Below are 16388 nucleotides of genomic sequence, written 5' to 3'. Positions count from 1 at the left end.
AGCCTTGTCAGCTACCCAACGCCCGGCAGTCCGGGTCGTCCGGGACAGGACCATCCGCATCAAGGTGATCGACGACTGCGGGTTGGCCTGCACGTTCTGCCACAACGAGGGAACCCCGGTCACCGTCGACAATCAGGGCCGCGCCGAACTGCCCTTCGTCGCGGGCCCGGGCAGGACCGGGCGCGTGTCGATCTACAGTGAGACGAACGGCGTCGGTTTCCTCGCCGGCAGGATGGCCCCGGACATGGCCTTCCGGCGGGCGGTGCGAACCGTGGCGAGGGCGTTCGATGCCGACGAGGTTCATCTCACGGGAGGGGAGCCCACCCTCCACGCGGAGGTGCCCGCGCTGGTCGCGGCGCTCACCGGCATGGGGTTGAGCGTCGGGATGACCAGCAACGGGGAACGCGGTCGGCAGGTCATCCCGGAGTGTTCGGCGGCCGGCCTCAACCGGGTCAACATTTCGGTCTTCGGTACCACCGCCGAAGAACTCCAGGCCGTCCAGTCCGAGCGTTTCAGGTCGGCGGGCCTGGCCGAGGCGAAGATCCGGGCAGCGGAACAGACCGTCCGGTCCGCCGTCTCCAACGGTGTGAAGGTCTCCGTGAACATCGTCGTTCCCGGAATGGCCCACGTGGACCGGGTCGTCAACCTGGTCGAGTCGTACGGCCAGTTCGCCGACGTGCGGATGCTCACCAGCATCCAGGACGGCGCGGAGTCGATCGCGGCGATCTCCGAAGTGCTGGCCCGGGTCGGCGCGGAACCGGTGCTTCGGACGTTCACCGCCGGCACCTCCGACGAGCGCACCCTGTACCGGGCGCTCGGCGGCCGAGCGGTCTACGTGAAGCGGCTGCTGCCCGTAAGGCTCCCGTACACGTGCGCGTCGTGCCGGTTCAACAACGACACGGACTGCGAGGAAGGCTACTACGGCATCCGCCTGTACCTCGCCGAACAGGGGGAGTACATGCTCGGCGTCTGCATCCAGCGCATGGACCTCTGCGTCCCCGTGGCCGATCTGTCGGAGAGCGGGATCGTGGAAGAGGTGCGGGCCTTCAAGGACGCCGAAGTCCGGCGGTTGACGAGCGAGTACGGTGCCGCGGCCTGAGTCTCTGGCTGTCGGTCGGGTATCCAGGGCCCGCACGTTCGACTCGAACGTGCGGGCCCTTCGCATGTCCGGCGGCTTCCACCCCCACCCTGGCTTCGGCTGCGCCTCGCCGTCGTACGTCACTACCGTGTGGTACCTGAGGGCCGAGTCCTGGAGATGTATCAACGGAGTTAGGGAGTTGTGGCTGGTGGCCTCGCTCGGGTCGAGCGATCTCACGCAAGAACGTCGCCGACCGCCTTCCAGCGCTGCTGGTTGGCATCGACGCTCACTCCGACGTGTGAACCAGTCGCCAACCACTGCGAGTTCGTGATCATCACTCAACTCTCGTGCCGATCAAAGCCATCGGCAGGACGTTAAGCGGTCGAGATTCGCCGGCGGGAGCATGATTCTCGAATATTCCAGCCCTGGCAGCTTGGGTGCGTGGGAATTCTCAGGCAGAGCCGAGTGCCCTGCGGCAGCGCGTGATGATGCGGTGGGCGTCCGGTCCGTAGACGGCCGCGCCGGCCAGCATCTCCCAGGCACGCAGGTACAGCGATACGTTGTCGGGCTGGTCCAACCACAGCTCCGCGTGCCAGTCCTCGACGATGACAAGCCGTTCGTCATAGATCCAGAAGCCGTTGGCAGGAGGCAACTTGAGCGAGGCTTCGAACGGCACGATGCCCAGGCGGACGGTATCCAGTCCGATCACGCCGCTGAGTCGGTCAAGTTGTGCGGCCATCACGGCGGGCGGGCATACCAAGGCACGTAGCGTGGACTCCCACATGATGAAGTGGTACTGCTTGCCTGGCCGGTACAGGCTTTCCTGCCGCCGGACACGGGCGCGTACGGCATCCTCTACGTCGCGCGGTGACTGGTGGAGGTCTACGTACGCGCTGAAGACGTGCCGCGCGTAGTCGGCCGTCTGGAGCATGCCGACGATCATGGAATTCTGCCACGCGCGCATGACGCGTGAACGCTCGTGCTCGGCGGTCAGCGTGTCCTGCACCGGTTTGTGTCCGGCGGCCAACTGCCGTCGCCAGGTGCGGGTCCCCGACTCGAAGGCCCGCAGCCTGGCCGACAGCTCGGGTGCTGTGTGGGGTTGTCCGACGCCGTCGGCCCAGGCCTTGAGGTCCTCGTGGGTGGCCGTCTGTCGGCCGGTCTCCAGCTTGCTGACCTTGGATTGCGTCCAGCCCAGACGGTCGGCCAGCTGCCTGCCTGTGAGACCGCCCTCGGCGCGCAGCTCACGGAGCCGCAGACCGAGGGCGATTCTTGCCTGTTGGAAGTCGGTGCTCACACGGCGGACGGTACCTCAGCGCCGAATTCACGGCTCGGCATGGCGAAGTGCCAGGTAGCGTCCCGTACCTGGCAGGCGCGGGCCACCTGCGCAGGGTCGGTGATCAGTTCGATGCCGGTCAGGTCGTCGTCGGTGTCGAAGTGCAGCAGGGCGATGACGCGCGAGTCGAACAGCCAGGCGTCCTCCTGCGGAAGACCCAGGCGTTCGGCGTCGGCCCGCCAGAGGTACCGGATGTCCTCGCCGACGGAGTTGTTCCGCTCGGCGTTGTCGAGCAGGTACCGCTGCCCCGGGGTGGGCGGGTTGTCCATGATCCGCACCCGCTCGAACCGCTTGCCCAGGGCGGCCTGTTCGCGGCGCGAGCGGCACCAGGGGTCGTCCAGGTCCCATCCGGGCGCCAGCCCGGCAGCGAACCGGCGGTAGGTTTCGGTCTGCTCGTCGGAGCGGTACCGGCGGCGGGTCTCCAGCCGGAAGGCCGTGTGCTGGAAGCTCTTGAACATGTTCTCGAACTCTTCGTAGCCGATCAGCACGGGTGCTCGGTCCACGTCGCGCGGCGCGAAGTCGGCGAGCAGCGCGCGCGGCACGATCACGAACCCTTCGCCGGGCTTGATGTTGCGGAGCTGGGCGATCTCGTCGGGGTCGGTCACGACATCGCCCTGCACCAGCACCTCCCCGGTTTCGACGTCCTCGTAGAGCGTCGGGCATCCGTCGTTCCCTGAGGTGCTCCCGATGTACCGCAGTCGTCGGCTCACAGCCGCTCCCCTCGCCGTCGGTCAGGCGGAACCAGGATGCCCGGGGACCAACGCGGGGGGAGTGCCGATTCGCGAATATTCGCCTGGGGCAGCGAAAGGCCCCACCGCGTGGTGCTCAGCGGGTGGCGAGGGATTCCAGGAGGCGGTCCAGGGAGGTGCCGAGGCCCCAGCGGGTGGCGAGGTCCTCGAGGGTCATCGGGTCGAGCGGTTCGTGGGGGAGGGCCGGATCGAAGGGAGGGAGGGGGGCGTCGGGGGCGACGCGGACGACGGTGGGGGCGACGTCGAGGTAGGCGGCGCCTTCGACGAGGTTGTGGCGGCGGGCCGGGGTGAGTTTGGAGGAGAGGTCGAGGGCGGCGGCGCGGATGGTGGTGAGGTCGCCGTACTCGTTGATGAGCTGGGCGGCGGTCTTCTCGCCGATGCCCTTGATGCCGGGCAGGCCGTCGCTCGGGTCCCCGCGCAGGGCGGCCATGTCGGCGTACTGGGCGCCGCGCACGCCGTACTTCTCCAGGAGCAGCGCGTCGTCGGTGATCTGCAGGTTGCCCATGCCCTTGACCGGGTAGAGCACGGTGATCCCGCGGGCGTCGTCGACCAGTTGGAACAGGTCACGGTCGCCGGTGACGATCTGCACGGGCCCCTCGGCGCGGGCGGTGAGGGTGCCGATCACGTCGTCGGCCTCGTAGCCGGGGGAGCCGACGCGGGCGATGCCGAGCGCGTCCAGCACCTGTTCGATCACCGGGACCTGCGGGGCCAGCGTGTCGGGCACCTCCTCCTCGCCGTCCTGGGCCGCCTCGGCGACCCGGTGGGTCTTGTACGAGGGGAGGAGGTCCACCCGCCACTGCGGGCGCCAGTCGGCGTCCATGCAGGCGACGAGCTGGTCGGGGCGGTGGTCGTGGACGAGCCGGGCGATGAAGTCCAGCAGGCCGCGGACGGCGTTGACGGGTTCGCCCTGCGGGGAGCGCAGGGTGTCCGGCACGCCGTAGTAGGCCCGGAAGTACAGGCTGGCGGAGTCGAGGAGCATCAGTCGCGGTGCGGTCACGTGTCAGATCATGCCGCACCGCGACGACAGGAGGGCGGCTTCAGTGCTCGTGCGGGCCGGCGCGGTGGACCGGGCCGTGCGCGTCGGCGCAGTGTTCGGCGGGCTGTTCGCCGGGGGCGGCGATCTGGAGCAGGGCGCCGGCCTCGTCCTCGCCGACGTGGTCGACCTGGAGCGTGCTGTGGGTGATGCCGTACTCGTCGGCGAGTCCGCGCTGGAGTTCGCGCCGGACGGCGTGGCAGTCGCCGCCGGGGGTGACCAGGATGTGCGCGGACAGGGCCGGCTGGTTGGAGGTGATCTCCCAGATGTGCAGGTCGTGGATCTCCTCGACGAGCGGCTGGGCGACCATCCGGTCGGCCACCGCGTCCGGGTCGATGCCGGCCGGGGCGGCCTCCAGGAAGATCCGCCCGGAGTCGCGGACCAGGCCGATGCCGGCCTTGAGCATCAGCGCGACCACGATCAGCGAGGCGATCGCGTCGGCCCGGACGAAGCCGGTGGTCAGCATGACGGCGCCGGCGACGGCGGTGGCGATGAACGCGTACAGGTCGGTGAGCACGTGCTGGAAGGCGCCCTCGACGTTCAGCGAGCTGCGGTTGGCCTTCGACATGCACCAGGCGGCGGCCAGGTTGACCACGATCCCGATCAGCGCGGTGACCAGCACCAGCGAGCCGGCGACCTCCGGCGGCTCGAACAGCCGGGTGACGGCCTCGTAGCCCAGCCAGGCGGACAGCACCAGCAGGGTGACGCCGTTGGCCTGCGCGGACAGGATCTCGGCGCGCTTGAGGCCGTACGTGTAGCCGCCGCGGGCCGGGCGGGCGGCGAGGCGCATCGCGACCAGCGCGAGGACGATCGAGGCGGCGTCGGTGAGCATGTGCGCCGCGTCGGAGATCAGGGCCAGGGACTTCGCGGCGAAGCCGACCACGACCTCGCCGGCCATGAAGACGACGATGAGGGTGAGGGCGCCGAGCAGCCAGCGGCGGTCGGCGTCGGCGGCGACACCGTGCGAGTGGCCGCTGTGCCCGCCGTGTCCGCCGTGCCGGTGTCCGCCGTGGTCGTGCGCCTGCTTGTGGTCATGCGCATGATCAGTGTGGGAATGCTCGTGCCCGGCCATCGAAGTCCTCTCTGGACGCACGGGTGGGGAGGGGAGGGGCGCGATCGCCCTGCACCCGAAGTGAACCGCAGAACGGACAAAGATCCAAAGGCTGTACTGGTGACCGTTGTCGTTGCCGTTGAGCGGTCGTTCCGAGGGGCGGGCGCGCCTCGGCTACCCGATCAGCGCGGTGTCCAACTGCGCCGCGGTGGCCGCCCGCACCAGGGCCCGCATCACCCGCAGGTCGTCCCCCTGTTCCGGGTGCCACTGCACGCCCAGGGTGAAGCCCGGGCCCTCGACCGCCTCGACCGTCCCGTCCGGCGCGTGGGCCGAGACCCGCAGGCCCGCCCCGATCCGGTCGACGGCCTGGTGGTGGAAGGTCGGCACCTCCACCTCGCTCTCCGGCAGCAGCCCGCCGAGCAGCGTCCCCGGCACCGGCCGCACCAGGTGCGTTCCGTAGCCGCCGTCCGCGCCGCCGTGGACGTCCACCGGCACGACGTCCGGCAGGTGCTGGACGAGGGTCCCGCCGCAGACGACGTTGAGCACCTGCATGCCCCGGCAGATCCCCAGCAGCGGCATCCCGGCCGCCAGGGCCGCCCGCAGCAGGGCCGACTCCCACCGGTCCCGTTCGGGGGAGTCGACCTCGGTGCGGGGGTGGGCGGGCTGGCCGTAGTAGGCGGGGTCGATGTCGGGCCCGCCCGCGATGACGAGGGCGTCGAGCCGGGCGAGCACCTCGGGTGCGCGGTCGGGGGAGTCGGGCGGGAGCAGCACCGCGATCCCGCCGGACTCCTGGACGTACGCGGTGTACCGCTCGGGCACCAGGGCCACCCGGCGGCCCTGCCAGTTGCTCCAACTCGCGTCGACCAGGTAGGTGCTGACGCCGATGAAAGGCCTGCGATCCATGGCGGGCATTCTCCACCCGCACCGCCAGATCCCCCGTCAACCACGCATGTCGGCGCGCCACACCTGCCCGCCCTCTTCCGCGCCGTCCGCCGCAGGCCGTACGGTTCGCTGTGACCGCTTGAACTCGAAGAGTGATCGTGGAGGGTTCCGTCATGCCCGAGAACGCCGCCGCGGGCGTGCCGCCCCGGGCGCCGCTGACCCTGGACGAACTGCGCATGCTGGTGGACACCGGCGAGGTCCACACCGTGGCGCTGGCGTTCACGGACATGCAGGGGCGCTTGCAGGGCAAGCGCTTCGCCGCCCGCTTCTTCCTGGACGAGGTGGTCGAGCACGGCGCCGAGGCCTGCGACTACCTGCTCGCCGTGGACGTCGACCTGAACACCGTCGACGGCTACGCCTTCTCCTCCTGGGCCACCGGCTACGGCGACTTCGCGATGCGCCCCGACCTCGGCACCCTGCGGCTGACCCCCTGGCAGCCGGGCACCGCGCAGGTGACCGCGGACCTGGCCCGGCACGGCGGCCACCCGGTGGACGCGGCCCCCCGCCAGCTGCTGCGCCGCCAGATCGCGCGCCTGGCGGAGTACGGGCTGGCCGCCGACATCGGGACCGAGCTGGAGTTCCTGGTGTTCCGGGACACCTACGAGCAGGCCTGGCTGGGGGGTTACCGCGGCCTGACGCCGGCGAACCTGTACAACGTGGACTACTCGATGCTGGGCACCGCCCGGGTCGAGCCGCTGCTGTCCCGGATCCGCAACGAGATGGCGGGCGCCGGGCTGGTGGTGGAGTCGGCCAAGGGCGAGTGCAACCTCGGCCAGCACGAGATCGCCTTCCGCTACGCGGACGCGCTGACCACCTGCGACCAGCACAGCGTCTACAAGACGGGCGCGAAGGAGATCGCCGCGCAGCAGGGGTGCGCGCTGACCTTCATGGCCAAGTACAACGAGCGCGAGGGCAACAGCTGCCACATCCACCTGTCGCTGCGCGACGCGGTGGGCGCGCCAGCCTTCGCCGACCGGGACGGCCGGATGACCGACACCATGCGGCACTTCCTGGCCGGCCAGCTGACGGCGCTGCGCGAGTTCAGCCTGCTGTACGCGCCGAACATCAACTCCTACAAGCGCTACCGCCAGGGCTCGTTCGCCCCGACGGCGGTGGCGTGGGGTCGGGACAACCGGACCTGCGCCTACCGGGTGGTCGGCCACGGCCCGGGCCTGCGGATGGAGAACCGGGTGCCGGGCGGGGACGTCAACCCGTACCTGGCGGTGGCCGGGATGATCGCGGCCGGCCTGCACGGGCTGCAGCGGAAGCTGGAGCTTCCGGCGCCGTGCCTGGGCAACGCCTACGCCGTCGAGGAGTACGCCCGGGTGCCCGGTTCGCTGCGCGAGGCCGCGGAGTTGTGGTCGGACAGCGAGCTGGCCCGGGTGGCCTTCGGCGACGACGTGGTCGAGCACTACCTGAACATGGCCCGGGTGGAGCAGTGCGCCTTCGACGGCACCGTCACCGACTGGGAGCGCTACCGATCCTTCGAACGGATGTGAGGCCGATGACCGACCCCACCGTCAGCACCGTCCGCAATCCCGCCACCGGCGAGGTGCTCGCCACCGTCCCGGACACCACCGCGGGGCAGGTGGACGCGGCGGTCCAGCGCGCGTCGAAGGCCCAGCCGGCCTGGGCGGCGCTGGCACCGGGCGAACGGGCCCGGCTGCTGCGCCGGTTCGCCGACCAGGTCGAGGTGCACGTGCCGGAACTGGCCGCACTGGAGGTGCGCGAGGCCGGCCACACCGTGGCCAACGCCCGCTGGGAGGCCGGCAACGTCCGGGACCTGCTGGAGTACGCGGCCGGGGGAGTGGAACGCCTGACCGGCCGCCAGATCCCGGTGGCCGGCGGCCTGGACGTGACCTTCCACGAACCGGTCGGCGTGGTCGGGGTGATCGCGCCGTGGAACTTCCCGATGCCGATCGCCGCCTGGGGCTTCGCGCCGGCCCTGGCGGCGGGCAACGCCGTCCTGCTCAAGCCCGCCGAGGCGACCCCGCTCACCGCGCTGCGGCTGGCCGAACTCGCCCTGGCGGCAGGGCTGCCGGAGGGCCTGTTCCAGGTGCTGCCGGGCCCGGGCGGGACGACCGGCCGGGCCCTGGTGGACCACCCGGCGGTCCGCAAGATCGTCTTCACCGGCTCGACCGTGGTCGGCAAGGAGGTGGCCGCCCGCTGCGCGGCCCGGGCCAAGCGGGTCACCCTGGAGCTGGGCGGCAAGAGCCCCAGCATCGTCTTCGCCGACGCCGACCTCGCCCGCGCCGCGGACCCGATGTCCTTCGCCGACAACAGCGGCCAGGACTGCTGCGCCCGCAGCCGGATCCTGGTCCAGCGCGAGGCGTACGACGACTTCCTGGCGCTGCTGCTGCCCGCCGTCGAGGCGCTGCGCACCGGCGACCCGGCGGACCCGGAGACCCGGCTGGGCCCGCTGATCTCGGCCGCCCAGGTGCGCCGGGTCGCCTCCTACGTCACCCCGGACCTGCCGGTGCTGGCCCGCGGCGCGGTGCCGGACGGGCCCGGCTACTGGTACCCGCCGACGGTGGTCGCGCCGGCCGACCCGGAGGTGCCGGCGGTCACCGAGGAGATCTTCGGCCCGGTCGCCGCCGTGCTGCCGTTCACCGACGAGGCGGACGCGCTGCGGCTGGCCAACGCCACCCGCTACGGCCTGTCCGGCTCGATCTGGACCAGGGACCTCGGCCGGGCGCTGAGGCTGGCCCGCGGCGTCGCGGCGGGCAACCTGTCGGTCAACTCGCACTCCTCGGTGCGGTACTGGACGCCGTTCGGCGGCTACGGCGAGTCCGGGGTCGGCCGGGAGCTGGGGCCGGACGCGCTGCGCCACTTCACCGAGACCAAGAACGTCTTCATCCACAGCGAGGAGTAGCAGCCGATGACGGAGAACGACGCCCCGGTGTGCCGCCGCCTGGTCGGCCGCACCGCCGTGGTCACCGGCGCCGGCAGCGGGATCGGCCTGGCGGCCGCCCGCCGGCTCGCCTCGGAGGGCGCGAAGGTGGTCTGCGCGGACCTGGACGAGCAGTCCGGGCGGGCGGCCGCCAAGGAGGTCGGCGGCCTGTTCGTGCACACCGACGTCACCGACCCGTACATGGTCGAGGCGCTGTTCGACGAGGCGTACGAGACGTACGGGAGCGTGGACGTCGCGTTCAACAACGCGGGCATCTCGCCGCCGGAGGACGACTCGATCCTGACCACCGGCCTGGACGCCTGGCGCAAGGTCCAGGACGTCAACCTGACCTCGGTGTTCCTCTGTTGCAAGGCCGCGCTGCCGTACATGCGGCGGCACGGGCGGGGCTCGATCATCAACACGGCCAGCTTCGTGGCCCGGATGGGCGCGGCCACCTCGCAGATCTCGTACACCGCCTCCAAGGGCGGGGTGCTGGCGATGTCCCGGGAACTGGGCGTGCAGTTCGCCCGGGAGGGGATCCGGGTGAACGCGCTGTCACCGGGGCCGGTGGACACCCCGCTGCTGCGGGAGCTGTTCGCCACGGACCCGGAGCGGGCGGCCCGCCGACTGGTGCACATCCCGCTGGGCCGGTTCGCCCGGGCCGAGGAGATCGCCGCCGCGGTGGCCTTCCTGGCGAGCGACGACTCGTCCTTCATCACGGCGAGCGAGTTCCTGGTGGACGGCGGCATCTCGGGCGCCTACGTGACCCCGCTGTAGCCCCGGGCGGGCGCGGCGGTCCTGAGCGTGCCCGACGCACCCCTTCTCACCGTAATCTCATCGAAAACCACCGGAATTCGAGGCCGCGCTGATTTCGCGTTTATCCGCGTGCCTTTAGATTCTCTGTTGTGAGCGAGCAGATTCCCGCCGGGTGGTACCCGGACCCGAAGGACACCGGCGGCGACCCGAGGCCGCAGCGCTGGTGGGACGGCAGGGGTTGGACGGCCAGCACCCGGCCCGCACCCTCGGACGCCCCGGAGCCGGTGCCCCCGGCGGCCGGGGCTCCGGGGCCGGTGCCGGCCGACGAGCCCACGGTGCTGCAGGGCGAGGTGCTGGACAGCGGGCCGACCGTCCGCTACCCGGAGCCGCCGCCCTTCGGCACCGCCTACGGCTCCGAGGCGCCGCCGCCGCGCAAGCCCCGGCGCCGACCGTCCCCGATGGTGGTCGCCGCCACCGTCGCGGCGCTGCTCGGCCTGGGCGCCGGCTCCGGGATCACCTACCTGGCGATGAACGGCCACAGCGACAACCGCCCGCAGCGCAGTGCCCGGCAGGCCGTGCCGAACGGCGAGAACGGCCCCTGGAACGGCTTCCCGGGCCTCGGCGGCAACGGGAACGGCGGGAACGGGAACGGGAACGGCAACAACGGGAACGGCAACAACGGGAACGGGAACAACGGGAACGGCGGCAACAACAACGGCGGCAGCGGCGACGGCAGCAACGGGACCGGTGGCAACGGCGGGCCCGGTGGGAACGGCGGGAGCGGCGGCAACGGGAACGGCGGCAGCGGCAAGACCAGGCCCGGCGGCGGGCCCGCGATCGACCTGGTGAACGGGCTCACCCTGCCCGTCCCCTCCGGCTGGCAGGGCGGCTACACCCCCGACGGCTACGCCTCGGTCGTCGTCGGCTCGTACCAGTGTCCGGACGGCAACGGCTCGTGCAGCCTCGGCGGGGTGACCACCGGCCGGATCGACGGCGGCGGCACCGACGTCCAGGCGGCCGCCAAGGCCGACATCGAGAAGGCGGCCAAGGACTCGTACGGCGCCATCACCGGGCACCAGGAGCTGAAGTCCGAGGCGGTCAAGGTCAACGGCCAGGACGGCTACCTGGTCCGCTGGAAGGTCGACGCTCCCAAGGGCAACAACGGCTACGTGCAGACGGTGGTCTTCCCGTCCACCGACGGCAAGGCGCTGATCTCCGTGCACTTCGGCTTCGACATCGCCGACAAGGCGCCGGACCTCGGCCTGATGGACACCATCGTCAACGGCATCGCCGACTTCAAGGGCAAGCTGCCGTCCATCCCGGGCGGCGGGCTCCCCGGCGGCGCCACCGGTGGCACCGGCGGCACCAGCACCTGAGCGGCACCAGCACCTGAGCCACCCGCTCCTCACACGGCGGCGGCCCACCCGGAGAGCACTCTCCGGGTGGGCCGCCGCCGTTCGTTCCGGACGGGGTGGAGCCGCGGAACCGGGCCGGACGGGGGTTTGGCCGCCCCGGCCCCGCGTCCGGCGTCAGGAGTCGCGTCGAACAGCCTCGACGCGACGGCGCCGGAGTACCATGCCGGCCCAGCCGACGCTGATCGCGGCGGCGCCGGCCAGCAGCAGCGGGCCGGTGGCCGACGTGCCGACGGCCGCGGCGGCGGTCGGGATCACGGCGCCGGCCGGGGAGTTGGGGTCGCCGCCGTGGCCGTGGTGGGCGACCGTGGACTTGGGCGCGTCGGCCGCGATCTGCGCGTCGCTGGGCGCGGCCGGGGCCTGCGCGGCGAGCGCCGAGACCGCCGGGGCGCCGGCCGCGGTGGCCGCGCCGAAGTCGACGTCGGAGCAGCTGTAGAACGCCTCCGGGCTGTCGCTGCGCTGCCAGACCGTGTACAGCACCTGGCGGCCGGTGCGCTGCGGCAGGGTGCCGGCGTAGGTGTAGAAGCCGTTGGTGGCGGTGCGGTCGACCTGCACCTGGGCGACCGGCGTCGGGTCGAGGTCCGACCACTTCAGCGGCTTGGTGGGGTCGTAGCCCGGCTTGGTGATGTAGACGGTCTGGGTGCCCACGTGCGGCGCGGTGGTGCGGAACTGGAAGGTGAAGGCGCCCGCCTTGACCGCGGTGGCCGGCCAGTCGGTGCGCGGCCAGTCCAGGGCCTGGTACTTGTCGCGGTTGGCCGAGCAGAGCTTGCCGTCCGGGATCAGCGCCTTGTGGTTGCCGGCCGCGTTGGCGATGTTGACCTCGTTCCAGTCGTACAGCGGCTGGGTGCCGCTCGCGGCGACGAGATCCTTGCAGATCTGGGACACCGGGTGCTCGGGGCCCTCGGCGTAGCAGGCGGCGACCCGGCTGACCGGGTTGGTCATGGTGCCGTGGGCGCTGGCGGTGCCTGCGGTGGAAACGGCCACCGCGAGGGCCGCGGCGCCGACCGCGCCGACGGACAGGGCACTTCGCTTGATGGACATGGGGTGGGGACTCCTTGACCGTCGTTCCGGGCGGGTGTGGGGGGAGCGGACACGCCTGCCCGTTCGGGGGCCGCCGGCCCGGACCGCGGACCCCTGGCCAGAGCGTATGATTGGTCTGGACCAGCTGGCAATAGTCGCGCGTGCCACGCTTTCTGACGGACTGTAGGCGCCCGAACAGGGCAAAGGCCCGACGGAACGGCCGGGTTAGGCGTTCCATCGGGCCCGCTTAAGGCTCCGGAAAGGTCGTCGGACGGCCGTTCGGACGGTCAGGCCGCCGCCGGCCGCCGACCGCTCACAGGAACGCCTTCCCCTCGCCCCGGTACGTCGGGACGGTCCGGACGATCCGGTCGCCCTCGATCAGGTGCAGTTCGGCGAAGCGCTCGCACAGTTCGCCCGCCTTGGCGTGCCGGAACCAGACCCGGTCGCCGATCAGCAGGTCGTCCGCGGCCGCGCCGAGCAGCGGGGTCTGCACCTCCCCGGCGCCCTCCATTGGGTCGTAGCGCAGCCCCTGCGGCAGGTACGGCACCGGCGAGCGGTCCGGGCCGGCCGGCCCGGAGGCGGGGTAGCCGCCGCCGAGCACCGTCACCACGCCGACGCCGGGGCGGCGCACCACCGGCTGGCCGAACAGTGCGGCCGGACGGCCCTGGAACGAGCGGTAGTTGTCGAACAGCCGGGGCAGGTAGAGCCCGGAGCCGGCCGCGACCTCGGTGACCGCGCGCTCGGCCACGGTGGACTCCACGCTGCCGGTGCCGCCGCCGTTGACGAACTCCAGCTCGGCCACCCGCCGCAGCCGCCGGACCACGGCCGCCCGCCGCTCGGCCAGTTCGGTCCTGGCCCTGGCCTGCATCAGCCGGATCAGCTGCGAGCGCAGCGGCCGGCCGGGCACCCGGTCGCCCACCCCGGCGACGTGCCCCTCGTAGGCCATCAGGCCGACCACCCGGAAACCCCGGCGGTGCTGGACGAGTTCGGCGAAGGCGCCGAGGTCCTCGGGGGTGCGCAGCGGGGAGCGCCGGGCGCCCACCCGGACCCGCCCGCCGAGCAGGTGCAGCGCGGTGTCCAGCTCCAGGCAGACCCGCACCTCGGCGTCGCCGCCGCGGGCCTTGTCGATCAGGTCCAGCTGGGCGGGGTCGTCGAGGACGACGGTGACCTCGCGGGCGAGCGCCGGATCGGCGGTCAGCTCGGTGTACCCGGCCCGGTCGGCGGAGGGGTAGGCGAGCAGGACGTCGCGCACGCCGGTGCGGGCCAGCCAGAGCGACTCGTCGAGGGTGTAGCTCATCACCCCGGCGAAGCCGTCCACGGCCAGCGCGCGGTCCAGCAGCGCCCGGCAGCGCACCGACTTGCTGGCCACCCGGATCGGCTTGCCGGCGGCCCGGCGCACCAGGTCGGCGGCGTTGGCGTCGAAGGCGGCGAGGTCGACGACGGCCACCGGACCGTCCAGGTGCGCGGTGGCCCGGTCGTACCGGAGGCGGTCGGAGACCGGAGCGGGAGCGGTCGCGGGTGCGTCGAGGATCACCATGGGCGCAGGGTGCCACACCGCACTACCGGTGGGTAGGCCCCGCGTGCAGGGAAATGGGGCGGCTCGCACGCGGTGGCATAGGGTCGGGCGGGTGGACCGCAAAGACTTCTCCAACCCGGCGTTCGTCGGCAAGGGCATCCCGAACCCCGGCTTCTCCGACGACGACGGCACCGCCGACCCGGCGCTCGCCGAGGCCCTCGCCCGCTGGTCGCAGGACCGCGCGGCCGAGCCGGAGGTGCTGGCGGCGCTGACCCCCACCCGGCTGATGGTCCCGATCGTCGCGATCCTCGGCGAGGTCGAGGTGGACGAGCACGGGCACAAGCACGAGAAGACCAGCGACATGGCCGTCCCGGTGCTGGAGGCCCCGGACGGGCGCCGCGCGCTGCCGGCCTTCACCTCGCTCGACTCGCTCGCCCGCTGGCGTGCCGACGCCCGCCCGGCGCCGACGGCGGCCCCGCAGGCCGCGATGGTGGCCTTCTCCGAGCGCGCCGACACCCTGCTGGTCGACCCGGCCGGGCCGGTGCCGTTCCAGCTGAGCGGCGCCCGGCTGCGGGCGCTCGCGGAGAACCGCCCGTTCCTGCCGCCGGTCCGGGACCCGGAGGTGCGCGAGGCGGTCCGCGGGCTGCTGGCGGCCGAGCCGCAGGTGCTCACCGGGCTGCTGGCGGCCTCGGAGGGCTCGGACGGGGTGCTCGCGGTGGTGTTCGACCCGGCGCTGGACCAGGACGGGCTGCAGGCGGCCGTGCAGCGGGTCGGGCGGGCGGTGGCCGCCGACCCGGTGCTGCGGGTGCGGCTGGACCGGGGGCTGGACCTCGCGGTGCTGCCGGCGAGCGCGGAGCTGCCGGGGGAGCCGCTGTACCAGCGGTAGGAAACCCCGCTACGAGCGGTGGGAAAAGCGTCGGGGGCGGTGCGTCGTGTGACGCACCGCCCCCGAGTCGCGTCCGGGTCAGGAGTAGACCGGCCCGGTGAACTTCTCGCCCGGGCCCGTGCCCGGCGCGTCCGGGACGATGGAGGCCTCGCGGAAGGCCAGCTGCAGCGAGCGCAGGCCGTCCCGCAGCGGAGCCGCGTGGAAGTTGCTGATCTCCGGGGCGCCGGCGGTGACCAGTCCGGCCAGCGCGGTGATCAGCTTGCGGGCCTCGTCGAGGTCCTTGTCCTTGTCCCCGCCCTCGGCCAGGCCGCACTTGACCGCGGCGGCGCTCATCAGGTGCACCGCGACGGTGGTGATCACCTCGACGGCCGGGACCTCGGCGATGTCCCGGGTGAGGTCGTCGAAGCCGATCGCGTCGTCGTCCGCGCCGGGGGTCTTGGTGGGCTCGCTGCTCAAGGGGGGCTCGTTCCGTCGTGCCGGTGTCCGTACCCCTGGAGCGTACAAGGGCCCTTCCGGAGGCGGACAAAGGTGGTGAGGTGGGGCGGAATAGCGTTCGACTCCGCGGCGCTGTATGCTTCGAGACTGACCGGCCGGGATCCCGTATGGGCACCTGGCCAGCAAGAGGAGGCTCCACCCAGGAGGCCCGAGAGGGCAACCGCGAAAGTCTCCCACCTGGTCGACCTCAGGGTCGACGGGTCCCGGTCCGCGACGGGCGCCACGGCGCCGAGTCGCAGCAGCGCTCCTCACCAGGGTGTTGCCCCCGGATTGTGTGGAGCCCCGCTTGTACCGAGCGGGGCTTTTTTCGTGTCGCGGTGCACACGGTGCCGAACAGGTGCCGGGCAGCGCAGCACGAATGAAGCCCCGCCCAGTGGTCGAGTCCACTACGTGCGTCCGCCGTCCGACGGCCGCATCGCAGAAGGTGCAACCGAGGAGGCCCCATCAGCACCGAGCCCCGCATCAACGACCGGATTCGCGTCCCGGAGGTGCGACTCGTCGGTCCCAGCGGCGAGCAGGTCGGCATCGTGCCGCTTGCCAAGGCGCTGGAGCTCGCGCAGGAGTACGACCTCGACCTGGTCGAGGTCGCGGCGACCGCCCGGCCGCCGGTGTGCAAGCTCATGGACTACGGCAAGTTCAAGTACGAGTCGGCCATGAAGGCCCGTGAGGCGCGCAAGAACCAGGCGCACACGGTCATCAAGGAGATGAAGCTCCGGCCGAAGATCGACCCGCACGACTATGACACCAAGAAGGGTCACGTCGTCCGGTTCCTCAAGCAGGGCGACAAGGTCAAGATCACGATCATGTTCCGTGGTCGTGAGCAGTCCCGCCCCGAGCTGGGCTTCCGCCTGCTGCAGCGGCTCGCCGACGACGTCCAGGACCTGGGCTTCATCGAGTCGTCGCCGAAGCAGGACGGCCGAAACATGATCATGGTTCTTGGCCCGCACAAGAAGAAGACCGAGGCGATGGCCGAGGCCCGCGCCCTCGCCGACGCCCGCAAGGCCGAGCGTCAGGGCCGTACCCCCGGCTCCGACGCCGCCGCGGACGACGACCTGGCGGACGACGACCTGCTGGTCGACGACGAGGTCGCCGAGGACGAGGTCGCCGACGACGAGGCGACCGAGGCACAGGACGCCCCGGCCGAGGCGCCGGCCGTCGAGGCCGACGCTCCGGTCGAGCAGCCGGCCGCCTCCCAGGGCGCCTGAGCCTTCACCGGCCAGGGCGGCC

The 16388-nt window shown here is 72.2% G+C and carries 15 protein-coding genes; 7 read left to right on the top strand and 8 right to left on the bottom strand.

Translation table 11 applies throughout. The annotated features are described in order from the left end of the window. The first annotated feature begins 4 nt into the window (after nt 1-4). Nucleotides 5-1099 (top strand): radical SAM protein, encoded by a 1095-nt coding sequence (locus OG556_RS06565; protein WP_371516269.1) that lies wholly within the window; start codon nt 5-7, stop codon nt 1097-1099. Between the two features lie 430 nt (nt 1100-1529). Here OG556_RS06565 and OG556_RS06560 read toward each other — a convergent pair whose 3' ends face one another. From OG556_RS06560 to OG556_RS06540, 5 genes are all read right to left on the bottom strand, one after another. Then, a complete protein-coding gene (locus tag OG556_RS06560) occupies nt 1530-2372 on the bottom strand; it encodes a helix-turn-helix domain-containing protein (RefSeq protein WP_371516268.1) in 843 nt (280 codons plus the stop codon). Further along, nucleotides 2369-3121: a DUF6879 family protein gene (locus OG556_RS06555; RefSeq protein ID WP_371516267.1), complete on the bottom strand. Its 753-nt coding sequence runs from the start codon at nt 3119-3121 to the stop codon at nt 2369-2371. Before OG556_RS06555 ends, OG556_RS06560 begins: the two co-directional genes overlap by 4 nt. Before the next feature lie 115 nt (nt 3122-3236). Further along, nucleotides 3237-4139 (bottom strand): 5'-3' exonuclease H3TH domain-containing protein, encoded by a 903-nt coding sequence (locus OG556_RS06550; protein WP_371522595.1) that lies wholly within the window; start codon nt 4137-4139, stop codon nt 3237-3239. A 58-nt stretch (nt 4140-4197) separates the two neighbouring features. Beyond that, nucleotides 4198-5265: a cation diffusion facilitator family transporter gene (locus tag OG556_RS06545; RefSeq protein ID WP_371516266.1), complete on the bottom strand. Its 1068-nt coding sequence runs from the start codon at nt 5263-5265 to the stop codon at nt 4198-4200. Between the two features lie 153 nt (nt 5266-5418). After that, the gene (locus tag OG556_RS06540) at nt 5419-6147 is read right to left on the bottom strand and encodes a gamma-glutamyl-gamma-aminobutyrate hydrolase family protein (protein ID WP_371516265.1); all 729 of its coding nucleotides are present in this window, start codon (nt 6145-6147) and stop codon (nt 5419-5421) included. A 152-nt stretch (nt 6148-6299) separates the two neighbouring features. Between OG556_RS06540 and OG556_RS06535 the strand changes: the two genes are divergently transcribed. The 4 genes from OG556_RS06535 (at nt 6300) to OG556_RS06520 (ending at nt 11208) form a co-directional block, all read left to right on the top strand. Further along, nucleotides 6300-7685, top strand: coding sequence for a glutamine synthetase family protein (locus OG556_RS06535; RefSeq protein WP_371516264.1), 1386 nt, complete (start codon nt 6300-6302; stop codon nt 7683-7685). Between the two features lie 5 nt (nt 7686-7690). Further along, nucleotides 7691-9058, top strand: a complete 1368-nt coding sequence (locus OG556_RS06530) for an aldehyde dehydrogenase (RefSeq protein ID WP_371516263.1) — start codon at nt 7691-7693, stop codon at nt 9056-9058. A gap of 6 nt (nt 9059-9064) precedes the next feature. Further along, nucleotides 9065-9853 carry a 3-oxoacyl-ACP reductase gene (locus OG556_RS06525; protein WP_371516262.1) on the top strand — a complete coding sequence of 263 codons (789 nt, stop codon included), beginning with the start codon at nt 9065-9067 and terminating at the stop codon, nt 9851-9853. Nucleotides 9854-9981: 128 nt separating this feature from the next. Next, a complete protein-coding gene (locus OG556_RS06520; protein WP_371516261.1) occupies nt 9982-11208 on the top strand; it encodes a DUF2510 domain-containing protein in 1227 nt (408 codons plus the stop codon). Between the two features lie 153 nt (nt 11209-11361). On the opposite strand, the gene OG556_RS06515 is transcribed toward OG556_RS06520, so the two are convergent. Further along, the gene (locus OG556_RS06515; RefSeq protein WP_371516260.1) at nt 11362-12285 is read right to left on the bottom strand and encodes a lytic polysaccharide monooxygenase; all 924 of its coding nucleotides are present in this window, start codon (nt 12283-12285) and stop codon (nt 11362-11364) included. 292 nt (nt 12286-12577) lie between these two features. Beyond that, nucleotides 12578-13801, bottom strand: coding sequence for an alanine racemase (locus OG556_RS06510; RefSeq protein ID WP_371516259.1), 1224 nt, complete (start codon nt 13799-13801; stop codon nt 12578-12580). 91 nt (nt 13802-13892) lie between these two features. Here OG556_RS06510 and OG556_RS06505 point away from each other — a divergent pair, with 91 nt between their 5' ends. Then, complete coding sequence (locus OG556_RS06505) at nt 13893-14666, top strand: SseB family protein (RefSeq protein WP_371516258.1); 774 nt, start codon at nt 13893-13895, stop codon at nt 14664-14666. Between the two features lie 78 nt (nt 14667-14744). On the opposite strand, the gene OG556_RS06500 is transcribed toward OG556_RS06505, so the two are convergent. Then, a complete protein-coding gene (locus OG556_RS06500) occupies nt 14745-15122 on the bottom strand; it encodes a DUF1844 domain-containing protein (protein ID WP_350877933.1) in 378 nt (125 codons plus the stop codon). Between the two features lie 482 nt (nt 15123-15604). On the opposite strand from OG556_RS06500, the gene infC reads away from it, so the two are divergent. Beyond that, nucleotides 15605-16366, top strand: coding sequence for a translation initiation factor IF-3 (gene infC / locus OG556_RS06495; protein WP_371522593.1), 762 nt, complete (start codon nt 15605-15607; stop codon nt 16364-16366). Nucleotides 16367-16388: the final 22 nt, after the last annotated feature.

It is taken from the genome of Kitasatospora sp. NBC_01300 (assembly GCF_041435235.1).
Classification (GTDB): domain Bacteria; phylum Actinomycetota; class Actinomycetes; order Streptomycetales; family Streptomycetaceae; genus Kitasatospora.
The sequence above is the reverse complement of the archived record's forward strand: the minus strand, read 5'-3'. Positions and strand labels throughout refer to the sequence as shown.

Coding starts and splice junctions, on each gene's coding strand:
- OG556_RS06515 (WP_371516260.1), bottom strand. CDS start 12,285: ATGTCCATCAAGCGAAGTGCCCTGTCCGTCGGCGCGGTCGGCGCCGCG.
- OG556_RS06540 (WP_371516265.1), bottom strand. CDS start 6,147: ATGGATCGCAGGCCTTTCATCGGCGTCAGCACCTACCTGGTCGACGCG.
- OG556_RS06550 (WP_371522595.1), bottom strand. CDS start 4,139: ATGCTCCTCGACTCCGCCAGCCTGTACTTCCGGGCCTACTACGGCGTG.
- OG556_RS06525 (WP_371516262.1), top strand. CDS start 9,065: ATGACGGAGAACGACGCCCCGGTGTGCCGCCGCCTGGTCGGCCGCACC.
- OG556_RS06530 (WP_371516263.1), top strand. CDS start 7,691: ATGACCGACCCCACCGTCAGCACCGTCCGCAATCCCGCCACCGGCGAG.
- OG556_RS06545 (WP_371516266.1), bottom strand. CDS start 5,265: ATGGCCGGGCACGAGCATTCCCACACTGATCATGCGCATGACCACAAG.
- OG556_RS06535 (WP_371516264.1), top strand. CDS start 6,300: ATGCCCGAGAACGCCGCCGCGGGCGTGCCGCCCCGGGCGCCGCTGACC.
- OG556_RS06510 (WP_371516259.1), bottom strand. CDS start 13,801: ATGGTGATCCTCGACGCACCCGCGACCGCTCCCGCTCCGGTCTCCGAC.